This window comes from Streptomyces sp. NPDC007875 (assembly GCF_042868035.1).
Taxonomy (GTDB): domain Bacteria; phylum Actinomycetota; class Actinomycetes; order Streptomycetales; family Streptomycetaceae; genus Streptomyces; species Streptomyces antimycoticus.
This window is the reverse complement of record NZ_JBIADZ010000020.1, coordinates 59,727-82,723: the sequence shown is the minus strand read 5'-3', so window position 1 is coordinate 82,723 and position 22,997 is coordinate 59,727. Positions and strand designations below refer to the sequence as shown.

Sequence of the window (22,997 nt, the reverse complement as noted above, 5' to 3'; positions counted from 1 at the left end):
CTCACGACGGGTCCGTGTGGCGGCCCTGGGAGTGCTGCAGCAGCGCCAGTACGTCGACGGCGGCTGCGTCCCGGGCGGTCAGGACGTCGCCGATCGGCCGGTTGCCGAGTACCTCGTCGGCGGCGGCGATCAGCTGGGCCCGGACGTCCTCGTCAAGGTGAGGCGTGCCCAGGTCGGACCACCATTCCTCGATGGTCTGTGCGAACGAGCGCATCGCGCCGCGCATCCCGTCGGGGCCGCCGGCCAGCGCCAGCGAGGCGAGCGGGCCGCCGATCAGCAGACGCGGTGTGATGCCGTGCACCACGGCGTCCTCGATGCCGCGTGCGTCCACGACGCCCTCGGCGAGCAGGTGCGCCACCTCCCGCAGCATCGCGAAGGTCAGCCGGTTGGTCAGATAGCCGGGGATCTCGCGGTGCAGCAGCACCGGGCGCTTGCCCAGGCCGATCAGTTGGGTGAGCACCACGCTCACGACGTCGGGCGAGGTCGCCCGGCCAGCCAGGACCTCCACGAGCGGGAGCGCGTAGACGGGGCTCTGCGGATGGGCGATGACCAGGCGCTCGGGGTGGGCCATGGAGGCCTGCAGTTCGGTGGGCATCAGCCCGCCGCTGCTCGACAGAACGGGGATCTCGGGCGTCACCTCGGCCTCGATGCTCCGGTAGGCGTCCTGCTTGGCTGCGACGGATTCGGGGACGTTCTCGTGCACGAGGGCCGCGGCGGCGAGCCCGTCGAACGGGACCAGCCGGAGCAGGTCGAGGGGCGGCGTTGCGGGTGCGTCGGGAACGGTGCGGCGGACCTGGGACCACACCCTCTCGAGGTACGCGGTCAGCCTCCCGGACGCACCGGGTGCCGGGTCCACCACCAGCACCGGACGGCGCCGGGCGAGATACGTGGCGGCCCATCCGCCGCCGATCGTCCCCGCGCCGACCAGACCGATCGGCGCGTCACTTCTGTCCTGGGGCATGCCCGACCTCCTTGTCGTGCGTGTCATTGCCGGTCAGCGTCCGGGAGCCGCGTCCTCGCGCAGCGACTCCATGTCGGGCACCGGACCGGAGCGGGTGAGCAGAGCCTTGCGGCGCAGGAAGCGGAGCATGCCATTGGGGCCCATGCGGGAGCCACCCAGCCCGGAGGAGTTGTAGGAGGTCTTCTCGACGTCACGCATGATGGTGATGGTCAGGGAGGTGTCCATCAGGCTCACCGCACCGGCGTCGATGCGCCGCCCGATCGCCCGGGCCTCCTCCTCGTCGCCGGCGATCACCGCGGCGGACAGGCCGTACTCGCTGTCGTTGGCGAGCCGGACCGCCTCGTCGACGTCGTCGTAGGCATGCACGGGGACGACCGGTCCGAACGTCTCCTCACGCATGATCTTCATCTTGTGGTCGACGCCGGTCAGCACGGTGGCGTGCATGTAGCGGCCGCCGTCCAGCGTCTGGCTGGGGCCGCCGCAGCGCAGGACGGCGCCTTGGGCCAGCGCGTCGGCGAGGTGATCATCGACGGTGTCGGCCTGTCGGCCGAGGATGAAGGGGCCGATGTGGCCGCGTTCGATGTCCGGATGGTTCAGTTCCAGGCGCAGGGCCTGGGCGGTCAGCTCCTCGATGAACGGGTCGTGCACGGTGCGGTCGACGTACACCCGCTCGGTCGCGAAGCACACCTGTCCCGCGTTGTGTACCGCCCCTTTGAGGACCGCGGCGGCGGCCTGCCGCAGGTCGGCCGAGGCGGTGACGATCGCCGCGTCCTTGCCGCCCAGTTCGAGGAAGGCCGGGATGAAGCGGCGGGCACATGTCTCTGCCAGCGCCCGGCCGGTGGGGACGCTGCCGGTGAAGCACAGCGCGTCCACCTCGTCGACCATCGCCCGGCCCGTCTGCGGGCCGCCGGTGACGAAGCTCAGTACGGCGTCCAGTTCGGGCACCTCGGCGATGGCAGCGGCGACCGGCTCGACGAAACGGGGGGTCACCTCGCTCGGTTTGACGATCACGGCGCAGCCCGCGAGCAGCGCGGGCACCGTGTCCAGCGTCGCCAGCAGGAACGGGTGGTTCCACGGGCTAATCACACCGAGCAGGGGGTACGGGTCCAGTTCGGTGTCGTAGCTCACCGTGCCGGTCGTACTGGAGACGCCGTGCAGCCGGGCGTTCTCCAGAATGAAGGGGGCGTTGTCGCACCAGCCGCGGATCGAGGCCGCGACCATGTGCGGCACTTCGTGGGAGACGCGGCTGCGGCCGGTGTCGACCGTCTCCGCGTCCCCGATCGCGTCGGCATGCGTCTCGACAGCGTCCGCCCAGCGCCGCAGCACCGCCACGCGGTGGCCGATCCCGGCCGCGGACCAGGCCGGCTGAGCCGCACGGAGGCCGGCGCACACGCGGGCCAGCTCGGCCGGCTCGGGCGGGTGGATGTGGTGGTCGACGCGTCCGGTGCGGGGATTGGTGACGGGCAGGGCGCCGGCGTCTTCCCGGGGGTGGCCTTTCCGGGGCAGGGTCGAGGTCACAGCAGTACATCCTCTCGCTGGCCGAGAAAGTCCAGGACAAGTTCGTTGAACCGGCGGTGCCGCTCCCACTGGGGCCAGTGGCCCGCGCCCTTGACCAGCTCGAAACGCCCGTTCGGGAGCCTTTCCGCCATACGCAGGCCGACGGCGGCGGGTCCCGAGGGGTCGTCGCTGGTCCAGACGACGAGGGCGGGCTGGGTGATGGCGGCCAGCTCCTCGTCGGTGATCATGTTGCGCGCCCGGACGTCTCCGTCCTGCAGACACATGATGTGGCGCATTGACTCGGCGAACGGCGGCTGCGCGTACAGGGTCCGCCGGACGTCGACCAGTTCCTGGGTGACGCTCTCCGGGTCGGCCATCAGCCAGCTCACGCGGGCGCGGATGCGCTCGTCGCTGGGGTCGTCGGCTGCGCCCTGGGACAGGGTGCGGATCCGCTCGCGGACAGCCGGGTCGGAGAGCGCACCGCCGGGGGTGTTCAGCACGATTCGGCTCACCCGCTCGGGGTGCGCGTGCGCGGCCTTCACTGCGATCCAGCCGCCGAGGGACTCCCCGTTCAGATGCGCCTGTTGCACACTGAGTGCGTCAAGGAGACCCATGAGGTGGGCGACGTAGTCCGGCAATTCGAGCGGCCGGGTCGTCGGGGTGGTCAGCCCGTGGCCCGGATAGTCGTAGGCGATGACGCGGTACCGCGCGGCGAGGGCGGGAATGTTGCGGGCGTAGGCCTCCAGATGTCCGCCGACTCCATGGAGCAGGACCACGGTCTGTGGTCCCGAGCCCGCCTCCAGCACGCGGGTGTTCCATTCGCCGACCTGTACGTGCCGGATCGCCAGGTCCTGCCCGAGCAGGGCGGTCCAGATGCTCGGCTCTTCGGTGACAGGTGCAGGTACGGGGACGGTCACAGATTCCTCCGAGGCTGTGCGGTGGTGATGCCGAAGCCGGCGATCCACTCCGGGATCGGGCGGTAGAAGCTGCTACGCACGGTGTAGGGGCCGGCTGCGGCCAACGCCGCGTAGCAGGTCAGCCAGGTGCGGACCTCGTGGGCGGAATTGCCCGCCTCGGAGGTGATCCAGCCGTTGGTCCAGGTGTCGGTGGCGGCGAGTCGCCCGTCGGCCAGCAGATCCAAGAACGCGCGGTCCCAGTCCGGGTTCAGCCGCGGTGCCGGTTCGCCGGCCGCGACGGCCAGTCCCGCGTCACGGACCCGTTTTTCGCGCGCGGCCCGCTCCTCGGGCGTCGGCCGACGGCCTGCGATCAGCCGCGCGGCGACCTCGGGCGGCGCGCCTTCCAGGGTGGGTAGTGGCGGATCGTGGGACAGACCGCCGGAACCGAGCAGCAGTACCCGGCGATCGAGCGCGAGCAGGGCACGACCAAGCGCCTGTCCGAGCAGACGGGTGCGCTGAACGGGCCCGAAAGGCACTGCCACGGAATTGATGAAGACGGGCACCACCGGAACGGAATCGATCGCGCCGAACAGCAGCTCCAGGGGCTGCGCGAAACCGTGGTCGACGACCATGCGCTCGGACAGGGCCAGATCGATGCCCGCCCCCAGGACCTCCCGGACGACATGCCGCGCGGCGTCCCGGTCGACGTCGAGCGGTCCCGAACAGGTTCCGTAGTCGCCGACGGCCTCGGCCGCGGTGCCCACGCAGAACGGCGGCATCAGGTCGTAGAACATGCCGTTGTAGTGGTCCGGCGCGACCACGACGACCAGGTCGGGCCGGAAGTCCGCGGCGAAGGCACGGGCCTGCGCGAATGCCGAGTCGACCGCGGCCCGAGTGTCGCCACGCGGCTCGACGGTGTGCATGAGTGGCGAGTGCGACGCCGTAACGAGGGCCAGCGGCATTACGGACCTCCTCATCCTTGGGGATGATCCGACGCTACGCTCGGCCGATCAGATAGGTCTATATGAAAATTCAGCACCAGGACTTAGTGTTTTCGCTATGAGTTCGTCGTCGGTACCGGACAACAGGATCTCGCTGCACAAGCTCGAGGTGTTCTGCAGCGTCGTGGAGCGGGGCGGCGTTCGACTCGCGGCAGAAGACCTGTTCGTCTCCCAGCCTGTGGTCAGCGCCCACCTGCGCTCACTGGAGGAACGCCTGAAGGTCAAGCTCTTCCGGCGCGACGGCCGTGGCATGAAGCTGACCGAAGCCGGTGTCGAAGTGCACCAGTGGGCCACCGAGGTGCTGCGCGGACGCACCGAGCTCGACCGAAGCCTGCGTGACATCTCCCGAGGTGTGGCCGGCCGGGCGTCGATCGGGTCGAGCATGTCCGTGGGCAACTACGTGCTGCCGCACATCCTGGTGGACTTCCGCCAAAAGCACCCGCACGCGTCGATCTCCCTGCACCAGTCGTCCGTGGAGGTCGCCCTGGAGCGCACACTCGACGGCCGCCACGACTTCGCCGCCGTCGCCACGGATGCCGTGCTCGACGCCAACTCCTTCGAGGCCGAGCTGATTGCCCAGCCACCCTTCTGTCTGGTCACGGCGCCTGACGACGAGGAGATCGGTGGCTCGGTGTCGGTCGACGAACTCGGCATGCTCTCTTTCATCTGCCCACCGGCCGGCATGGCGATCCGCCGCAGCCAGGATTCTGCGCTGGCCTCGATCGGTGTCTGGGATCGACGGGTGGAAATGGAACTGGGCAGCGCCGAGTCCATGAAGGTCGCCGTGCGGGGAGGGCTCGGTGTGGCACTCCTGTGGCGGCAATCGGTGCTCCGCGAGCTTGAGGCCGGGCTCCTTCGGGAGGTACGTATCGACGGGCACACACTTCACGACAAGCTCTATCTCGTACAGCGCCGCGGCAAGAAGCTCACTGCCTTCCAGTCCACGCTTATCGCCGTGCTCAAGGAGGGTATTCACAAGCAACTGGACCAGCACCTATAGCTTTCCTCCTCATGGATGGCGCGGAAAATTGTCATAGTGCTATCGCCGGGGCGAGCCTACCTTCAGCCCTATGACTGACCTCACACCCTCTACGCCGGCCACTGTCGCCCGGCCGGGTGACTCAGCGGCCGCCCCGCCCCTCAGGTTGCACCGCTTGGTCTTCGCCGCCGTACTGGCCCAGGCTGTCGAGTACTTCGACTTCTTCGTCTACGCCGCCGCGTCCGCCCTCTACCTCGGCCCGCTGTTCTTCTCGGAACTCGGTGAGGCCGCCGCCACCTTGGCGTCGTTCTTGACCTTCGCGGTCGGCTTCTTCGCCCGCCCGGTCGGCGGCGCGGTGGCAGGCCACTACGGCGACCGCTACGGCCGCAAGCCGGTACTCGTCGCCTCGACGGTGCTGATGGGCGTGGCCACCTTCCTGCTGGGTCTGCTGCCCACGACGGCGACCATCGGCTGGAGCGCCGCGGTTCTGCTCGTGTTCCTGCGCCTCGTGCAGGGCTTCGCGCTCGGCGGCCAGTGGGGCGGCGCGTCACTGCTGCTCACCGAGAGCGCACCACCGGGACGGCGCGGATTCATCGGCAGCTTCGTGCAGGTCGGCTCGCAACTGGGGCTGATGAGCGGGATCAGCGCGTTCCTCGTGCTCTCGTTCGTCTTCTCCGACGACCAGATGATGGCGTGGGGATGGCGGATCCCGTTCCTGTCCGGACTGCTCATGGTCGGCATCGGGCTCTACATTCACCGCGCACTGGAGGACACGCCCAAGTTCAAGGAACTGCAGGCGATGCGTCCAGAGCCGAACAAGGCGCAGCAGCCGCCCCTCATGAAGGTAGTGCGCGAGAACTGGCGCACCATCCTGCTCGCGGGCGGCGCCTTCGTACTGCCGAACGCCGTTGCCTTCATCGTGGTGTCCGGCATCCTCAACTACGGCGTCACCTCGCTGCACCTGGAGCGGGACTCCCTGCTCGGCGTGATCCTGGCCTCCTGCGTGTCGCCGCTGCTCTTCCTCCCGTACTTCGCGCACCTCTCGGACCGTGTGGGGCGGGCCCGACTGTTCATCATCGGCGCCGTGGGCGTCACCGTCTGGGGCTGGCCGATGTTCGAGATGATCGACACCGCCAACCTGTGGCTGATCTTCGTCGCGCTGTTCATCTGCTTCACCATCCACTCGATGATGTTCGGCCCCCAAGTGGCGCTCTATTCAGAACTGTTCAGCACGGACGTGCGCTACTCCGGAGCATCGCTGGGCTACCAGGTCGGATCCGTCTTCGGCGGCGGATTCGCACCGCTGATCACGGCCGCGCTGCTCGACTCCACCAAGGCGAGCTGGTCCGTCGCCGCCTATATGACCGGCCTCGGAGCCATCAGCCTGCTGTCCATCCTGGCCCTGCGCCGGCACGCGAACTCCGCCGGCCACGGAGACCTCGCGTGAGCGGCCGCACGGTGAGGCACATCGTCGACACCCACCACCACGTCGGCTCACTCTCCATCGGCGCCGCACCGGAGCGGGACGCGGCCCGGACCTCGAGCGACCCCGTCGACACCCACCACAGCATGCTCGACCGCTTCGGCATGACGGCGTGCGCGGTGCTGCCGGGCCTGCAGTACGAGCGCCCGTACGGAATCGTCAACACCCGGGAGGTCAACGACGCGATCGCCGCCTACCGGGATCGCTCGCCGCGTTTCCTCGCCGCGCTCGGCACCGTGGAGCCACTGCACGGCCTCGCCCTGTGCCGTGAGGAACTGGACCGGATGGCCGGCCCGCTCGGGCTCGACGGAGTCGTCTGGCACACCCGGTACCAGGGTGTCGCCGTCTCCGACCGGCGCATGCACGAACTGATCGACGAGGCCGCCTCGCGCGGGCTGCCTTGCTACGTGCACATGTTCGCCGAGTCCAATCTCGAGGCGCCGTGGATGTTCGCGGACCTCGCCCGCAGCCATCCCGAAGCGACGATCGTCGCGCTTGACGGATTCTCGGCGTCCACCCAGATCCAGTACGTCATGGATCTGGCGGACCGCTTCGACAACATTCTGTTCGACACGGCGGTCTGTTTCCCGCTGCTGCGTCCGCTCGACGCCTTCGTCGCCCGGTTCGGATCCGAGCGGCTGATGTTCGGCACCGATTCGTACGCCGATCCCGTCAGCTACAACGTGCCCGCCGTGATGCATGAGTTGCTGGCGTCCGAGATGGACGCCGAACACCTCGAAAACATCTTCTGGCGCACGTTCTGCCGGGTCTTTCCCGCCGCGGACAAGGCGCTGCGGGCACTCGAAACCCCCGAGGAGAACCTCTGATGCCCACCCCCAGCGGACACCGCGCCATCATCGTCGTCGGCGCGGGCCCGGTCGGCCTGACGCTCGCCGCAGAACTCGGCGCCCGCGGCATCGACACACTCGTACTGGAAAAGCAGGCCACCACCACCGACAACCCCCGCTGCAACACGACCAACGCCCGGTCCATGGAGTACTTCCGCCGACTCGGCGTCGCCGACCGGATCCGCCGCGCCGGACTGCCCCTGGGCCACGCCACGGACGTCGTGTACTGCACAAGCCTGACGGGCTGGGAGCTCACCCGCTTCCGGTTCTCCTCGGCCCGCGAGATCCTGGACCGCACCGCGCCCGAACTCGACGAATGGCCCACCCCGGAGCCTCAGCACCGGATCTCGCAGATCTTCCTCGAGCCGATCCTGGAGGAGCACGTCCGCGGCTGCGCCTCGGTCGAGATCGCCCGCGAGCACGAGGTCATCGGCGTCGTGCAGCGTGGCGATACGGTCGAGGTGCGTGTCCTGGCCGAAGGTACCGAGCAGGTACTGACCGCCGATTACGTCGTCGGCTGCGACGGCGGCGCCAGCATCACCCGCAAGGCGATCGGCGCCCGGCTGCAAGGAGACTCCCGCGCCGCGGAAAACCGGCTCTCGGTCTACTTCCGATCGGCCGAGCTCGCGCGCCATTTTGAGTCGGCGGAGCGGCCCGGCTGGATGTACTGGTGGTACGGGCAGCGCCTCAAGGGCTCGTTCGTGCAGCTCGACGGTCAGGGCCTGTTCCTGTGCCACGCACGCGTACCCGAAGGCACCGCGCCGGAGGACCTCGACGAGGACGAGGTGCTGCGCGCCGCGCTCGGCCGGGACATGGAACTCGAGAAGATTCAGGTCGTGCGGTGGACCCCGCGCCGGCTCGTGGCGGACCGGTTCATCGATGGACGGATCATGCTGGCCGGCGACGCCGCGCACCTCTGGCTTCCGCTGGGCGGCTTCGGTATGAACACCGGCATCGCCGACGCCGTCGGGCTGGGCTGGCGCCTCGCGGCGCTCGAGTGCGGCTGGGGCGGGCCCGACCTTCTCGAGGCGTACGAGGTGGAACGACGCTCGGTGGGGGAGGCCACCTCGCGCGCGGCGCTGAAGATCGACCGGGATATGGCGTCCATCGCCCGCGATCCCGTCCTGCACATCGACGACGACGAGGGCGCCCGGCTGCGCGCGGAGGTCGGCTCGCTGATCGCGGAGATCGACCGGCAGCAATGGCACAGCCAGGGCGTGCAGTTCGGGTCCCGTTACATGGACTCGCCGGGAATAGCGACAGACGGGAGGGCGACGGACGATGCGATCACTCGGATTGACACATACCGGCCCAGCCTCGCTCCGGGCGCTCGCTTCCCGCATGCCTGGCTGCCCGGCGGGCGCTCGGTGTTCGATCTCCTCGGCAGGGACTTCACGCTGGTCTGTGCCGGGGGAGACCCTGCACCCTTCATCCGGGCCGCTTCCGACCTCGGCATCCCGCTCTCGGTGGTGCGCGTTGAGGAAATCGCCGACGAAACCGGCACGCGGTCGCTGGTACTTGTCCGTCCCGACCTGTTCATCGGCTGGAGCGGCGTGGTGCCTCCTGCCGATGCCATCGGTTTGCTCCGGCAACTCGCCGGCCTCGGTTCGGCCATGGCCGATCTTTCGACAAGCGCGTCCTGAACCAGTGTGTGCTGGGGCGCCGCGAACTCCATCCGTGTTCTGGCCTCTGTGTATCTATGTCCCCACTGCATGAGCGGCGGGTTGTCACGGGGCCGATTTCCGCCGCGGCAGTCTGAGCTCTGCGGACCTTCGCCGTGGGTGAAGTGGACGGCGCCTTCCAGCCGCGCCTTTCTATCAGGGACGTACCCGATCCCGCGCCGCTGCCATGCACCTCGTCCCCAGCCGCCCAGGCGGAGTGCACACCGGCAGCAATGGCCCGCCTCGCCTGCGCGAGAGCACTCACAGCATGGCGTCCCCTGGTCGCATGTTCCGATGCGCCGTCAGCTGCTCACCTCGATGACCTTCGGCAAAGTCAAGCTGATGCCGGGCCGAGCGACGCCGCTCGGCCCGGCATCAGCGTTCGCTCCTCGTCAGCGCAGGACGAACAGCGGCTGGTCGCGCCGGGTGTGCATCTGCCACAGTTCGTCGGCAACCGCGTCCGGTTCGTGGCGGGCACCTGGGCCGATGGGTCCGACCACCGTGAGCTGCGCGGCGTACACCCCCTCGTTGCCGAGTGCGTCGTAGAGCATGCGAACGTAGGCCGACTCGGCCGTGTAGGCCCTCCCGGACACCGCGCGATCGCGGTGCGGTTCAATGGCAGCGCCGCCGGTGGTGTACAACAGCGTGCCGCGGCCACGACCGCGCATGTCCGCGACCACCGTCTGCATCGCCGCCGTGGCGGCGACGACGCTGAGGGCCAGCGCGTTAGCGACGTCCTGCGGCCCGGTGTCCAGTACTGGTTTGAGCCACTCCAGACTCGGTCGGGGGCTGAACAGCACCACTTCGATGGGCCCGAGCCGCTCGCGCAGCGTGCCGAGCGCGGCGGCCAGCGCATCAGCGTCGGTCACGTCCGCGGTCGCGGTGGCCGGGGCTGCAAACGTTGCCGGGAGCTTGGAGGCCGGGTCGGCCGCCATCTCGTTCCAGGCGCCCGGCGTCGCGTGCGATCAGCCCGACCGGATGCCCTTTGTGGCCGAATCGGCGCGCCGCCGCGGCGCCCAGCCCGGGGCCGGCACCGATCACCACGAACGCCTTCTTGGGACCAGCGGCGTTCTCACCCACGGTCTCGCTGCCGCTGTTCATGCCTGCTCCAGGTCCACGCTTGTGTCAGTGTCTCGTTGGCATCGATCTCACCGTGCAGCCGGTCCAGTCGAGCGCGGACACCAGCGAGGCGTCCGAGCCAAGCAGGAGTCCGCCCCACGTCCTGGCACCCGCACCACATCGCCGAACGGTACGGGCTGTTCACGATCATCGTGCTCGGCGAGACCATCGCGGCGGCGACCGGCGCCGTGAAGTCGGGCATCGACGAGCACGACGCCCTGGGCGAGTTGCTGCCCATCGCCGCGGGCGGACTGCTGATCATCTTCGCCGCCTGGTGGGTGTACTTCGCGGTCCCCATCCACGGGCACCTGCGCTCCAACCGGCAGTCCTTCCTCTGGGGCTACGGCCACTACCTGATCTTCGCCTCGGGGCCGCGATCGGGGTGGGCCTGGAGGTGGCGGTGGAGCAGGCGGTGGGCAAGGCGCACCTCTCGGCGCTGCCGCGTCGGCGGCGGTGACGCTGCCGACGGCGCTGTTCCTGCTCACGGTGTGGGCGCTGCACTCCCGCTTCTACAAGGTGGGCATCGCCCAGCAGTCGGTGCTGCCGGCCACGGCGCTGCTGGTGATCGTCTGCACGTTCCTGGGTCACTGGGCGGTGCTCGCGGCGGGGCTGGTGGCGGCGCTGGCGGTGGCGGCCGGGGTGACGCTGACGGCGCTCGGGGCGGGCCGGGAGCGCGGGACGGGCGAGGAGAGCGTCACGACGCCAGTTCTGTGAGGGGACCCTCGGCACCGCGGGCCGGGCGAGACTGATCCCATGACGTCCTGCGCAGGCATGAGCACCGAGCCGGTCCGCGCGCCGTTTTCCTGCCGTCTACCTCGCGCCGGCGCCCCAGGCGCCACCGGCCACACAGCGTCCCCGAGCCGCATCGGTGGAACCTGCACCGACCTCAGCGACCGCCGTATCGACCACGCCGGCCCCGCGGGGGCGTCACGTGGCCCCGGGACCCACAGATTGCACGATCCCCATCGCCCACTCGACAATCGCCAGGATCCGTCGCGGACCACCTGCGCGAGCGCGCATGACCGCGGCCGAAGCTCAGTCGGCCCCTCGGCAGGGAGGCGAAAGAACCAGATCGTAGCGGTATCGAGGCCACGGCAGCGGACTCGCCGCTGGCCACGGCTGACATATCCGCTTGGCCCCCTCGGCAGCCGCCACAGGACTCTCTCGGCACCCGCCGGTGATGCGGACACGACCATCCATGCTCCGCCGACTCGCCGGCCCGCAAGGCGACCCAACCCTCGGTAACGGCCCGAGAGCCCTGTCGCTGGCGGCAGTACCCTTTTGGCACGTCCTGTCGGACAGTGAGAGAGTTGCTGGTCAAATGCGCGGCGCGCGTTTGACCAGCGCGGAGGGGCGAGGGGGAGCAGCGGATGCGGGACGGGCGGAAACAGTGACGGGTGTGGGCTTCGACCTGACCGGACTAGTCGGCCGGAACCGCGAGTTGGGCGAACTCGCGACGTTCCTGGACGCCGTCGCGTCGGACGGAGCCGCCCTCCTGCTCACCGGCGATCCTGGGGTGGGCAAGACAGCTCTCCTGGACGCGGCAGCCGAGCTGGCCATGGTCAAGGGCACCAGGGTCATCCGCGGGAGCGGCGCCGAGTACGAGACGGACATCAGCTTCGCGGGGCTCCACCAGCTCGTCACGTCGCTGTCGCGCGAACTAGGCCGTATGCCGCATTCCATGAGACAGGCCATCGAGGTGGCACTCGGTCTCGGCGTAGGTCCCGCGCCAAGCCGGATCGCCGTCCTGAACGCGGTGCTGTCGCTGTTCGGCGAGGTCGCGAAGGAACAACCGTTGCTACTGGTGGTCGACGATCTCCATGTCCTCGATGAGGCGAGCCGGTCTGCGGTGGGTTTCGTCGCCAGAAGACTGGGCGGTCGCCGCATCGGGCTGCTCGGAGCCCAGCGGGCGGAGTCCGGCGTACCCTTCCGGGTCACCGGACTGGCAGAGCTGGAGATCGCGCCGCTCAACGACGCGGACGCACTGCGTCTGCTGTCCCGCCGTTTCGTACATCTCCCTCGTCGCATCCTTTCGACCGTCGCACAAGACGCACAGGGAAACCCCCTGGCTCTGCTGGAGTTCGCCGGGACCGCCAGTGTCTCCGGTAATGGCAAAGGGGCGGGGTGGGGGAGCGGCCCAGGACGCGACGTCCGCGCTCTGTACGGCGCCCGCGTCGAACGGCTGCCACAGGACACGCGTGAGCTGCTGCTGCTCGCGGCCCTTGAGGGCTCCGGCGACATCCGCGTCCTCGAGGCGGCCGGCGGACCGGACGGGCTCGACCGGCTTGCTCCCGCGGAGCGCGACCACCTGGTCAAGGTCGCGGAGAACGGCCTCGCCGTTCGCTTCAGGCATCCGTTGGTCAGGTCCGCGGTGGTCGACGGCTCCACCGGCGAGCAGCGGCGCAGCGCCCACCGCCGGTTGGCAGACGCGCTGGTCGATCAACCGGAACGCCGGGGTGATCACCTTGCCAGGGCTGTGACGGTGCCCGACGAGGCGGTCGCCACCGTCATCGAGTCGGCGGCCCGGAGCAGTCTGAGGCGTGGCGACGCCGACGGCGCGGTCGCGAGACTGCGGCGCGCGGCCGAGGTCAGCTCTGATCAGGCGGCCCGCAGGCGCCGCCTGTCGCAGGCCGCCTACGTTGCCGCTTGGGTCGCAGGCCACCTGGAGGTCTCGCATGAGATCCTGCGCGAAGTACACGGCGACCAAGCGACCCCATCGCTTTCGGGAGCCGCGGCCGTCGGCTTCCTGGTGCTCGTCACGGAAGGTGACGCCGACACGGCGCATGCACTGCTGATCAAGGCGTTCGAGTACGCACCGCTCCCGTCCGGCCCACCGTACGACGAGTGGGAGACCGCGCTGTTCACCCTCACCCTCGCCTGTCAGTACTCGGGTCGGCAGGAGCATTGGCAGTCCCTGGTCGACGTGCTCGCCCAGCTTCCCGAAGCGCCGCCCGCCGCGGCGGCGTCACTGGCGCGCATTCACTACGATCCCGGTTCTGTCAGCGACCGCCTGCTGCGCCGCCTTGATAAGGAGATCTCGCAGCTGAGGGCGCAGACCGACAGCGATGTGGTCATACACACCGCCCTGACCGCCTCGTACCTCGATCGGCTCCCGAGCTGCCGAGAGGCCGTCTCCCGGTTCATACGCGACGGCGGCGCGGTGGGAGCCAGCATGCCGGGTCTGATGTATATCGCCCTGGACGACCTGTACGTCGGCCGGTGGCAGGCGTCTGCCGACGCCGCGGCCGAGCTCATCGCGCTGTGCCAGGAGATGCGGTATCCCCTCTTTGCCCAGGTGGGACACTACATCGCCGCGATGACCGCGGCACAGCGCGGCGAACTGGACGCATGCCGTGACCACTGCGAGAACATCTGGGGCTGGTCGGGGCCCAGAGGCCTTCGGCGGATGGAGAACTGCGCCCATCAGGCGGCGGCTCGGGCCGCGCTCGGCGACGCCGACTTCGAGACGGCCTACCGGCACGCCACGGCGATCTGCGAACCCGGTGTGCTATCGCCCTTCAATCCCGAAGCGCTGTGGTCCGCACCGGACCTCGTCGAGGCGGCCATGCGCTCCGGGCGGCACGCGGAAGCACGACGGCATGCGCACGCGATGCGTCGCGCCGGCGTCGATCGTCTGTCCTCGCGGTATGCGCTGAGTGTGGCCACGGTCACGGCGATGACGTCGACGCCCGAGACCATGGCTCAACACTTCGAGGAGGCGCTCGCACTGCCGGGTATCGAACAGTGGCCCTTCGAGGTCGGCCGGGCCCACCTGGCATACGGCGAGAGGCTGCGCCGCCGAGGGCTCAACCGCGAAGCCCGGGTACAGCTGGCTGCCGCCCTCAGCCGCTTCGAGGAGCTCGTGGCCCCTACTTGGAAGGCCCGGGCCTCGGCGGAACTCCGCGCCACCGGCATGACGCGCACGGCCCGGGGCAAAGTCGGCACGGCTCTCACCCCGCAGGAGCTCGAGGTCGCCAGGCTGGCGGCGACAGGGTTGTCGAACCCGCAGATCGCGTCGCGTCTGTTCCTTTCACCGCGGACCGTGTCGTCCCACCTCTACCGGGTGTTCCCGAAGCTGGGAATCGCCTCGCGTGCGGCGCTTCGCAATGCTCTCGAAGCGCGGACCCCTGAGCCACCGGCAGACCGGTCCTGAGCACCGACGGCCCGGTCTCAGTACTGCTGGGCATACGTAGGCAACCCGTCGGCCGGATGTCAGTCAACCGACGGAGGCTGCCGGCGCGGTGACTGAGCCATTCTCGTGGAGACAGCGAATCCGCCCGCTACCTGGGCGAGACCACGAGGAGCAGGCCATGCCCTTCGTCACCAGCGGCGACGGAGTCGAGATCTTCTACAAAGACTGGGGCTCGGGCCAGCCGGTCATGTTCCACCACGGCTGGCCGCTGAGCTCGGACGACTGGGATGCCCAGCTGCTGTTCCTCGCCCAGCGTGGCTACCGGGTCATCGCCCACGACCGCCGCGGGCACGGGCGCTCCGCCCAGGTAGGGCACGGACACGACATGGACCACTACGCGGCCGACGCCGCGACGGTGGTAACCCACCTCGACCTGCACGACGTCGTTCACGTCGGCCACTGCGCCGGCGGCGGAGAGGTCGCCCGGTACGTCGCCAGATACGGTGCAGGACGGGTCGCCAAGGCTGTCCTCATCGGGGCCGTCACGCCGCTCATGGCCCAAACGGAGTCGAGCCCCGGAGGGCTGCCGCTCGAGGTCTTCGACGGCTTCCGCGAGGGCGTGGCCACCGACCGCTCCCAGTACTACTTCGACATCGCCTCCGGCCCGTTCTACGGGTTCAACCGTCCGGGCGCGGACGTCTCCCAGGGCGTCATCTGGAACTGGTGGCGCCAGGGGATGGCCGGCAGTACGAAGGCGCACTACGAGGGGATCAAAGCATTCTCGGAGACCGACTTCACCGACGACCTCCAAGCGATTGACGTGCCCACGTTCATCATGCACGGCGACGACGATCAGATCGTTCCGGTCGCCGAATCCGCCGAGCTGACCGCCACGCTGGTCGGGAACGCGGTGCTGAAGGTCTACCCAGGCCTGTCGCACGGCATGGGCACCGTAAACGCCGACCTCATCAACGCCGACCTCCTCGACTTCATCAACCGCTGACGCCGGCTTCGTACCGGCAGTCAGCTCCTCAGCACACAAGAGAAACAGGGATCAACATGACCGCGACATCGAACGGCTACGTAACCGTCATCTGGGACGCGAAGGCGAAGGCCGGCAGAGAGGCCGACCTCAAAGCGTTCATCACCGCAGCCGTCACCCCCTCCCGCAACGACCCGGGCAACATCGACTACGAGGCCCACGAAGTTGAGGGGCGGCCCGGCTCGTTCGTCATCTACGAACGCTGGGAAACACACGCCCACCTCGACTCCCACCTCGCCGCGCCCCGGATGCAGGAACTCGTCCCACAGATGCTCGAACTGATCGACGGATCCATCGAGGACGGCATCCGTCTGCTGCGTCCGTTCCGTCCCGCCCACTAGGTGAAACCGGCCGCCCACCACGAACCGACCCCGCGGGCGTCCCGGGAACCGCCTCACGCGGGACAACTGCACAGATCTCACGCGCAAGGGAACAGAAAATGACGACCACATTGATCACCGGCGCCAACCGGGGACTCGGACACGAGGTGGCGCGCCGACTCGTCGAGGCAGGCCAGAAGGTCTGGATCGGAGCCCGGGACGCCGAGATGGGCCGTAAGGCCGCCGACCGGCTCGGTGCCGACTTCGTCCAGCTGGACGTGACCGACAACGCGTCGGTCAAGGCAGCGGTTGAGACGCTGCGGACCCAGGCCGGCCATCTGGACATCCTCATCAACAACGCCGGGATCCTCGGTGAGGTGACTGCCCCGGAGGACATGACGGCCGACCGGATACGGCACGTCTACGAGACCAACGTCTTCGGACTGGTTCGCGTCACGCACGCGTTCCTGCCCCTGCTGCGCACAGCGACCGCCCCGTCCGTCATCAACATCACCAGCGGCCTCGGGTCGTTCACGCTGACCCAGGACCCGGAGCGTATCGAGTCGCAGTATCCACTCGCCGCCTACGGCTCCTCGAAGAGCGCGGTCACCATGCTGACCATGCAGTACGCCAAGACGATTCCCGATGTCCGCTTCAACGCAGTGGACCCTGGCCAGACCGCGACCGAGTTCACCGGCCGCCTCGGGCACAGTGTCGAGGAGGGTGCCGAGGCAGCTGTGCGCGTCGCCACCCTGGGGCCCGACACCCCCACCGGCACCGTGACCGACCGCACCGGCGTGCTCCCGTGGTGATATGTGCCGCAGGCTGGCGCCGCGACGGCCCTGAGCCCCGCAGCACCGCCCCGTACCCCCTACGCCCGGTCAGGCTGCCCGATTTCCCCGACAACTCTGATCCGCGCCCCCATCTCTGCCGAGCGCCCGAGTGCAGCGGACCGTCATGGCCTTCTCCGGTCGCGAGACGGGGTTGGTCGTCCTGACCGTCCGCAAGCGCACCCGATCCCGTCCAAGTCCTTACCGGCGGCGCGCACGCGAGACCTTCTGTCCGCGCGGCTCCCCGGCGCAGACGCGGGGACAAAGGGTTCCTCCCCATGCCTGCGCGGTGGGATACGACATCATCAAAGAGCGAGCAGTAAACATGTGCACCGCCAGTCGCTACACCGAGCGACTGACCGCGGACAACGCGGGCGATGGTCCTGATCGACCACCGGACCGGCACCATGCTTCTGGGCTTCCACGGTGTTCCGCCGCTGCAGATGCGTGACAACGCCATGTCCTCGGCCGTAGCCGCGAAACCGCACAACACGCCGCTGTGCTGACGGACTCCGCCGCGAACGGGCCCAACGGACCGCTGAAGTCGGAGATCACGGAGCTGCTGCCGGACGTTCGGTCATCCGTCGCCAGGGTGGTTCGCCGACGACCTGCCGAAGGGGCGGCACCCGCACACCGCCCGCGCCGCCAGGGGAGAAACCTCCGCGTCGGCGATCGTCGTCGCCTGTGCGCTGATGTACGCGGTGTGCTGGCCTTGATTCCCTGCGTCGCCGGGGTGCCGATCGCGAAAGTCGCGCCTGCGGCCCGATCGGCAGCGTACCGGCCCGTGTGACGGCGCCGGACTCTCCGGCGCCGCCGGTTTCGGGTAAGCGCTCCGGCGGCTCGACCACCATCTACCGCGCCGTGAGGAACTTCTTACACCCATCCGCACCGGGTCGACGCTTCGCGACCAAGAATAACGAAGACGTCGTGCCCGGAAACACGTGGCCGACCAAAACGAACGAGAGGATCATGGTGAATCAAACCAACTCAGAGCTCGAGGCCCTGCAGGCAGCCCTCGGCACCCGCGCCCGCCTTCGGCAGTGGGCGGAGGGCGCCCAGGTGCTCGACCTACTGCGTGCGGCGGCTGCGACAGGATGGCTGGAGGCGCTGACCCGACCCGTCACCGTCGAGAACCTCGCCGGTATCGACGGCATTTCCACCGAGCGCGCTCGCCGGGTCGTCGAGGTGTTCCTTGCCGCCGGAGTGGTCCGTGAGGCTGAGGCAGTGACACCCGCCTTCGTGTTGGCCGAAGGGTTCGCCGCACTCCAGGCCGGGCCCTCCGGGATACGGACAGACGTCGCGCTGGATGCCGTCGGCGCGGCACGGGACCGGGTCTGCTCAGCGTTGTCATCGAGCACACTGTACGACTGGCAGGAGGACGCTCTCGTCGTCGCCCGGGACTGGGGCATGCTGCCCTCCGACGCGTCGCGCGCCCTGTTCGGGATGGCCTATGCGGAGGTGCCGGACTACCGCGACCGGCTAGCCGCGGGCGGCCCTCTCCTGGATGTCGGCAGCGGGATCGGTGGGGCCCTGCTTAGCACTCTGACGACATACCCGGCACTGCGCGCGGTCGGCGTCGAGCGGGCCGGCGATGTCGTCAAGGAACTGAGGGAACGAGCAGAAGACGCCGGCGTTCTCTCCCGTTTGGAGATCCGGCACACCGACGCCCAAGAACTCGACGACGAAGCCGTCTACGGTGTCTGCTACTGGGCACAGGCGTTCTTTCCGCAGCACACCCGTGAGACCACCCTGGCCGCCATCCGCCGCGCACTCGCCCCAGGCGGCCTGCTCCTCGTGCAGGAACTTGCCGCACCGGCAGACGATCTGGGCTCATTCCTCGACGCGCTTGTCGCCGACTGCCGCGGGGTCCCACCCGTCGTGCGTGCGGAGGACCTGGCCGCGGAACTGCGGGCTGGCGGCTTCACCGACGTGGAGGTGGTGTCCACGCCAGTCGGCCGCCTCGTCCTCGGCCGGCGCGGGCAGTGACCCTCCCCTCGTAGCGTAGAGACCGTGACTGCAGGGGAAGTTGGGAGTCATGGCGGACAAGAGGCGGAAGTTCGACGCGGAGTTCCGTGAGGGGGCCGTGCGGATCGTCACCGAGACCGGCAAGCCGATCGCGCAGGTGGCGGAGGACCTGGGAATCAACGAGACCACGCTGGCCAGCTGGGTATCCCGGGCCCGTAGGGCCGGCGGGGCCGGGCCGGTGGGTGAGAGTGAGGAACTCGCGCGGCTGCGGCGGGAGAACGCCCTGTGGGGCTCGGTTATTTATCGCGGCTGGTCAAATGCCCTGCCCCGGCGCGTAGAGGGCTGCAACCATGATGGGATGATCGTGTCGCTTCTGTACCAGGTGACTCGACGTCTTCTCTCCGTCCCGTCGGTGCTTGTACGGCGGGACACCTCGAAGGAGGCTGAGCTTCTCGTCCTGCGTCATCGCCGCCTCGACCGTCTGGCAGATCCTCCACGCCGCAGGAGTCGATCCCGCACCGCGCCGCGCTGGCCTGACCTGGCGCGAGTTCCTCTCTGGGCAGGCCACCGGGCTGATCGCCTGCGACTTCGTCCACATCGACACCATCGGCCTGCGACGCCCTGGTCTTCCTCGAGCACCACACCCGACGCCTGCACATCGCCGGCGACCGCGGCCTGGGCCACCCAGCAAGCCCGCAATCTCGCCACCGACCTCGGGGCGCGAATGGACTCGCTGCGCTTCCTCATCCGAGACCGCGACAGCAAGTACACCGATTCCTTCGACGCCGTGTTCCAGGCCGAGGACATCGAGATCATCAAGACGCCGGTCCGCGCCCCCAAAGCCAACGCCCACTGCGAGCGAGTGATCGGCACCCTCCGTCGAGAAGTCCCGGACCACATCCTCATCCTCGGCGAAGCTCACGCGCGCCAAGTCCTGGCCGAATACCAGAGGCACTACAACACGCACCGCCCCCACCAGGCCCGATGCCAACTACCTCCCCAGGCTCACGAACCACCACCGGCCCTTGAGGCGGCCAGCGGCAGAGTCCTGCGCACCCGCGTCCTCGACGGTGTGATCAACGAGTACAGATATGCCGCTTGACTCGGAGTGACGATTATTCGAGCCCCACACCGTCACCTCCGCCACCTGCAGCGACGGACTTTTCGAGCGGCACAGGGAGCCCGCGGCCTGTGGTGAGGAAGGATGGCTGTGCGCATGACTACGGAAGCCGTTTCGACATGACTGCGGGAGTCACCGCCTGACCAAGTTTGCGATGTCAGTTTGTTTTGATGTCACCCGAGGTCTTGCGGTGGGACCGTGAGGTGTGCCACTGCCGCTGGGGGCCTCTGGAGCAAACCGGTCGCGTGTGGAAGGGCCCGGTCACGCCCGCAATCCGTCCACCGCCGTGTCGATCGCCGTCAGCGCCGAGCTCTGGTCGAGCCCCGCCCTCGATACGAGTGACAGGCCCTGGACGATGTAGAGCAGGAGCTGCGCCTGGGCCTCGGGGGAGGAGTTGGTCGTGACCTCTCCGGCGGCCTGTGCGCGGCGGAGTGCGCCGGCGACGATGTCGGTGAAGCGGCGGTACGAGCGGGTGACGATCTCCGTGGCTTCGCTGTCCTGGGGGACGAGCTCGGCGGTCGTGTTGCCGACCAGGCAGCCCTGCGGCACACCCCTGTCGGAGATCAGTTCGTCCAGCCGCGCCGGATGGGTCAGGATCTCGCGCAGTGCCGGCAGGAGCGGGGCCGTGTCGAGCGCGGCGGTCAGGTGCCGCTCGTACACCTCCCAGTAGAGCCTGACGGCGTCCAGGTAGAAGCGGCGCTTGTCCCCGAACGCGCCGTAGAGGCTGCCGCGCTCGACGGCCAGCGCGTCGACCAGGTCCTGGATCGACGTCGCCCCGTATCCCCGGGACCAGAACAGTTCGAGTGCGCGCTCCAGCGTCTGTTCCTTGTTGAACTCGCGGGGGCGTCCGGTTCGTGCCACGTGCCCAAGACTACGACTTCTTGACTCGACGTTCAAGAAGTCGTAGCTTTCCGTCGCGACACTTCTTGAACGAACGCACAGAAGTCGGTCGCTCACTGACCGGCACGAAGGGCGAAACAATGGAATTTGCGGGCAAGACGGCGCTTGTCACCGGGTCCGGCGCGATCGGCGGACTCGGGCACGCGACGGCCAGGGTGCTGGTCGCGGGCGGAGCCGACCTGATCCTGACCGGCACCGATCCGCAGCGCGGCGCCCAGGTCGTGGAAGACCTCCGCGCGGCCGGTGGAGAGTCCTCCGGGACGGTGCGCTTCGTCGCGGCGGACGTGTCCGACCCGGCGGGCGTGCGGCATCTGGTCGAGGAGGCCGGAGACGTCGACATCCTGATCAACAACGCGAGCGTGATGACGTTCTCCCCGACCACCGGGCAGGACCTCGCGGGCTACGACGCCGCCTTCGCGGTCAACGTGCGCGCTCCGTTCCTGCTCACCGCCCTGCTCGCGGAGAAGATGGCCGCGGGCGGCGGCGGCAGCATCGTCAACGTCAGCTCCACCGCGGCCGGCCTCGGCATGCCGGGCATGGCCGTCTACGGCGCCACCAAGGCCGCGCTCGAATCACTGACCCGCACCTGGGCGGCGGAGTTCGCCGCCTCGAACGTGCGGGTCAACGCCGTCTCACCGGGCCCGATGCGCACCTCCAAGGTGGTCGCGGCAATGGGTCCGGACATGGGCGGCATGGGCCTGACCACCGCGCTCAAGCGCACCTCCGACCCGGCCGAGGTGGCTCACGTGATCGCCTTTCTCGCCAGTGACCGGGCCAGCTACATGACCGGGGCGATCGTCGCCGCCGACGGCGGCCGCACCGCAATCTGAGGAGAGACAGAACAATGGACCGTCTTGCGGGAAAGCACGCACTGATCACCGGAGGGACGAGCGGCATCGGCCTGGAAACGGCCCGCCAGTTCCTCGCCGAAGGAGCGACCGTCGCCATCACCGGCCGGTCACAGGAGAAGCTCGACGAGGCAGCCCGGCAGTTGGAGGGCCCGCTGCTGACCATCGCCAGCGACGCCGGCGACGTACCCGGCCAGGCGGCGCTCGCGACGCGGCTGCGTCAGGAATGGCCGAAGCTCGACATCCTGATGAGCAACGCCGCCGACATCACCCACCTCCCCATCGAGGCATGAACCGAGGAGGCGTTCGACAGGCTCCTCGCGACCAACCTCAAGTCGCCGTTCTTCCTGATCAAGGACCTGCTGCCGCTCTTCTCACAGCAGTCCTCCGTCATCCTCGTCGGCTCGGTCTCCGCCTACATCGGACACGAGAACGCGACGGTCTACGGCGCGGCCAAAGCGGGCCTGCTCTCCTACACCCGCGGGCTGACCTACGAGCTGAAGGACCGGGGCATCCGCGTCAACGGACTGAGCCCGGGCCCGACCATCACCAACGCGTTCGCGCCCCTGGGCCCCGAGCGCCAGGGCGCCCTCTACGAGGAACTCCGGCAGACCGTGCCACTCCACCGCCTGGGAACCACCACCGAGCTGGCCAAGGCGGCGGTCTACCTCGCCTCGGACGAGTCCGCCTACACCGCTGGGACGGTGCTGCGCGTCGACGGAGGCATCGGACAGCTCGCGTACTAACAGGACAATCCGGCCTGCCTGATGCTACAGACCGTCAGCGCTACGCGTCGCTGAACACCAACCGCCAGTCAAACGCCCCCCCGGGGCAGGTCACGCCGCCGCGACGAGTTCGGCGGGCCGGGGCGGCGCTGCGGTGGGGTAGCAGCAGAGCCGGGTCAGGCGGAGGGTCCTCGGCGTGATGACGGCCGTGTTGAGCATCGCTTCCGCATGGGCGGGGTTGCGTTCGTAGCCTCCGACCAGCCGCCGGGCATGCATCCACCAGCCTAGCCGGGCACGACCATCTGCCCGCAGGCAAGACCGCCCGTGCCGCGTGGGATCCCCCGGGCAGGTCCAGTCCGCAGGAATCGGAACAGGCAAGGGACTGGAGCTGTTGCAGATCCTGTAAGGAGTCCGAGCTGGGCTGGGGCCAACCGAAGCGCTGTTTTCTCAGGCGCTTCCGGGGCACGCTGGGGGGAACCTGCTGATCAATGCGGGTGGCGAGTCCGGCAGCGTACTCGCTGCGTGCGGCAGCCAGCAGCGCGTGGATGCTGCTGGTTCGTTGAGGATGTTCTAGCGACCAGGACTCGTTCGCAATGGCCCTGAGATGTGGTGACCGGCGATTCCGCAGGTCTCGCAAGACCGGTGCATAGAGACGTTCTCCACCAGTGAC

At 68.9% G+C, this 22,997-nt stretch carries 18 protein-coding genes and 4 pseudogenes; 15 read left to right on the top strand and 7 right to left on the bottom strand.

The genetic code is table 11. The features are described from left to right. Position 1 precedes the first annotated feature (1 nt). From ACFYOY_RS33435 to ACFYOY_RS33420, 4 genes are read right to left on the bottom strand one after another with little or no spacing between them, the layout of a single operon-like run. Positions 2 to 961 carry a 3-hydroxyacyl-CoA dehydrogenase NAD-binding domain-containing protein gene (locus ACFYOY_RS33435; RefSeq protein WP_351901206.1) on the bottom strand — a complete coding sequence of 320 codons (960 nt, stop codon included), beginning with the start codon at positions 959 to 961 and terminating at the stop codon, positions 2 to 4. 33 nt (positions 962 to 994) lie between these two features. Beyond that, positions 995 to 2,479 (bottom strand): aldehyde dehydrogenase family protein, encoded by a 1,485-nt coding sequence (locus tag ACFYOY_RS33430; protein ID WP_351901208.1) that lies wholly within the window; start codon positions 2,477 to 2,479, stop codon positions 995 to 997. Then, complete coding sequence (locus ACFYOY_RS33425; protein ID WP_388591222.1) at positions 2,476 to 3,375, bottom strand: alpha/beta fold hydrolase; 900 nt, start codon at positions 3,373 to 3,375, stop codon at positions 2,476 to 2,478. The genes ACFYOY_RS33430 and ACFYOY_RS33425 overlap by 4 nt, the downstream gene beginning before the upstream one ends. After that, positions 3,372 to 4,316 (bottom strand): 3-carboxyethylcatechol 2,3-dioxygenase, encoded by a 945-nt coding sequence (locus ACFYOY_RS33420; protein WP_351901212.1) that lies wholly within the window; start codon positions 4,314 to 4,316, stop codon positions 3,372 to 3,374. Before ACFYOY_RS33420 ends, ACFYOY_RS33425 begins: the two co-directional genes overlap by 4 nt. Positions 4,317 to 4,413: 97 nt before the next feature. On the opposite strand from ACFYOY_RS33420, the gene ACFYOY_RS33415 reads away from it, so the two are divergent. The 4 genes from ACFYOY_RS33415 (at position 4,414) to ACFYOY_RS33400 (ending at position 9,308) form a co-directional block, all read left to right on the top strand. Further along, complete coding sequence (locus ACFYOY_RS33415; protein WP_351901214.1) at positions 4,414 to 5,355, top strand: LysR family transcriptional regulator; 942 nt, start codon at positions 4,414 to 4,416, stop codon at positions 5,353 to 5,355. Between the two features lie 154 nt (positions 5,356 to 5,509). Further along, a complete protein-coding gene (locus ACFYOY_RS33410; protein ID WP_388591219.1) occupies positions 5,510 to 6,781 on the top strand; it encodes an MFS transporter in 1,272 nt (423 codons plus the stop codon). After that, positions 6,778 to 7,644: an amidohydrolase family protein gene (locus tag ACFYOY_RS33405; protein WP_351901218.1), complete on the top strand. Its 867-nt coding sequence runs from the start codon at positions 6,778 to 6,780 to the stop codon at positions 7,642 to 7,644. The genes ACFYOY_RS33410 and ACFYOY_RS33405 overlap by 4 nt, the downstream gene beginning before the upstream one ends. Then, positions 7,644 to 9,308 (top strand): FAD-dependent monooxygenase, encoded by a 1,665-nt coding sequence (locus ACFYOY_RS33400; protein WP_351901220.1) that lies wholly within the window; start codon positions 7,644 to 7,646, stop codon positions 9,306 to 9,308. The genes ACFYOY_RS33405 and ACFYOY_RS33400 overlap by 1 nt, the downstream gene beginning before the upstream one ends. 410 nt (positions 9,309 to 9,718) lie before the next feature. On the opposite strand, the gene ACFYOY_RS33395 is transcribed toward ACFYOY_RS33400, so the two are convergent. After that, entirely contained in the window at positions 9,719 to 10,261 is a 543-nt protein-coding gene (locus tag ACFYOY_RS33395; RefSeq protein WP_388591217.1) for an SDR family NAD(P)-dependent oxidoreductase, read from the bottom strand. Between the two features lie 279 nt (positions 10,262 to 10,540). Here ACFYOY_RS33395 and ACFYOY_RS33390 point away from each other — a divergent pair. From ACFYOY_RS33390 to ACFYOY_RS33350, 9 genes and pseudogenes are all read left to right on the top strand, one after another. Continuing rightward, positions 10,541 to 11,159, top strand: a pseudogene (locus ACFYOY_RS33390) (low temperature requirement protein A); the annotation flags it as partial. A 685-nt stretch (positions 11,160 to 11,844) separates the two neighbouring features. After that, the gene (locus ACFYOY_RS33385; RefSeq protein ID WP_388591215.1) at positions 11,845 to 14,598 is read left to right on the top strand and encodes an ATP-binding protein; all 2,754 of its coding nucleotides are present in this window, start codon (positions 11,845 to 11,847) and stop codon (positions 14,596 to 14,598) included. A gap of 157 nt (positions 14,599 to 14,755) precedes the next feature. Continuing rightward, positions 14,756 to 15,580, top strand: coding sequence for an alpha/beta hydrolase (locus ACFYOY_RS33380; protein WP_351901228.1), 825 nt, complete (start codon positions 14,756 to 14,758; stop codon positions 15,578 to 15,580). Between the two features lie 56 nt (positions 15,581 to 15,636). Continuing rightward, positions 15,637 to 15,960: a putative quinol monooxygenase gene (locus ACFYOY_RS33375; RefSeq protein WP_351901229.1), complete on the top strand. Its 324-nt coding sequence runs from the start codon at positions 15,637 to 15,639 to the stop codon at positions 15,958 to 15,960. A 98-nt stretch (positions 15,961 to 16,058) separates the two neighbouring features. Next, entirely contained in the window at positions 16,059 to 16,751 is a 693-nt protein-coding gene (locus ACFYOY_RS33370; RefSeq protein WP_351901230.1) for an SDR family NAD(P)-dependent oxidoreductase, read from the top strand. Positions 16,752 to 17,146: 395 nt separating this feature from the next. Continuing rightward, positions 17,147 to 17,275, top strand: coding sequence for a hypothetical protein (locus ACFYOY_RS33365; RefSeq protein WP_351901232.1), 129 nt, complete (start codon positions 17,147 to 17,149; stop codon positions 17,273 to 17,275). A gap of 280 nt (positions 17,276 to 17,555) precedes the next feature. Further along, the gene (locus ACFYOY_RS33360) at positions 17,556 to 18,755 is read left to right on the top strand and encodes a class I SAM-dependent methyltransferase (protein ID WP_351901234.1); all 1,200 of its coding nucleotides are present in this window, start codon (positions 17,556 to 17,558) and stop codon (positions 18,753 to 18,755) included. A gap of 49 nt (positions 18,756 to 18,804) precedes the next feature. After that, positions 18,805 to 19,002: pseudogene (locus ACFYOY_RS33355) on the top strand (transposase); the annotation flags it as partial. A 196-nt stretch (positions 19,003 to 19,198) separates the two neighbouring features. Further along, positions 19,199 to 19,836: pseudogene (locus tag ACFYOY_RS33350) on the top strand (integrase core domain-containing protein); the annotation flags it as partial. 279 nt (positions 19,837 to 20,115) lie between these two features. Here ACFYOY_RS33350 and ACFYOY_RS33345 read toward each other — a convergent pair. After that, the gene (locus tag ACFYOY_RS33345; protein ID WP_351901238.1) at positions 20,116 to 20,715 is read right to left on the bottom strand and encodes a TetR/AcrR family transcriptional regulator; all 600 of its coding nucleotides are present in this window, start codon (positions 20,713 to 20,715) and stop codon (positions 20,116 to 20,118) included. Positions 20,716 to 20,834: 119 nt separating this feature from the next. Here ACFYOY_RS33345 and ACFYOY_RS33340 point away from each other — a divergent pair, with 119 nt between their 5' ends. Both ACFYOY_RS33340 and ACFYOY_RS33335 read left to right on the top strand, forming a co-directional pair. Continuing rightward, the gene (locus ACFYOY_RS33340) at positions 20,835 to 21,584 is read left to right on the top strand and encodes an SDR family oxidoreductase (protein WP_351901240.1); all 750 of its coding nucleotides are present in this window, start codon (positions 20,835 to 20,837) and stop codon (positions 21,582 to 21,584) included. A gap of 14 nt (positions 21,585 to 21,598) precedes the next feature. After that, positions 21,599 to 22,348 (top strand): annotated as a pseudogene (locus ACFYOY_RS33335) (SDR family oxidoreductase). A 90-nt stretch (positions 22,349 to 22,438) separates the two neighbouring features. On the opposite strand, the gene ACFYOY_RS33330 reads toward ACFYOY_RS33335, so the two are convergent. Beyond that, on the bottom strand, positions 22,439 to 22,603 hold the full coding sequence (locus ACFYOY_RS33330; RefSeq protein ID WP_351901244.1) for a hypothetical protein: 165 nt from the start codon (positions 22,601 to 22,603) through the stop codon (positions 22,439 to 22,441). Positions 22,604 to 22,997: the final 394 nt, after the last annotated feature.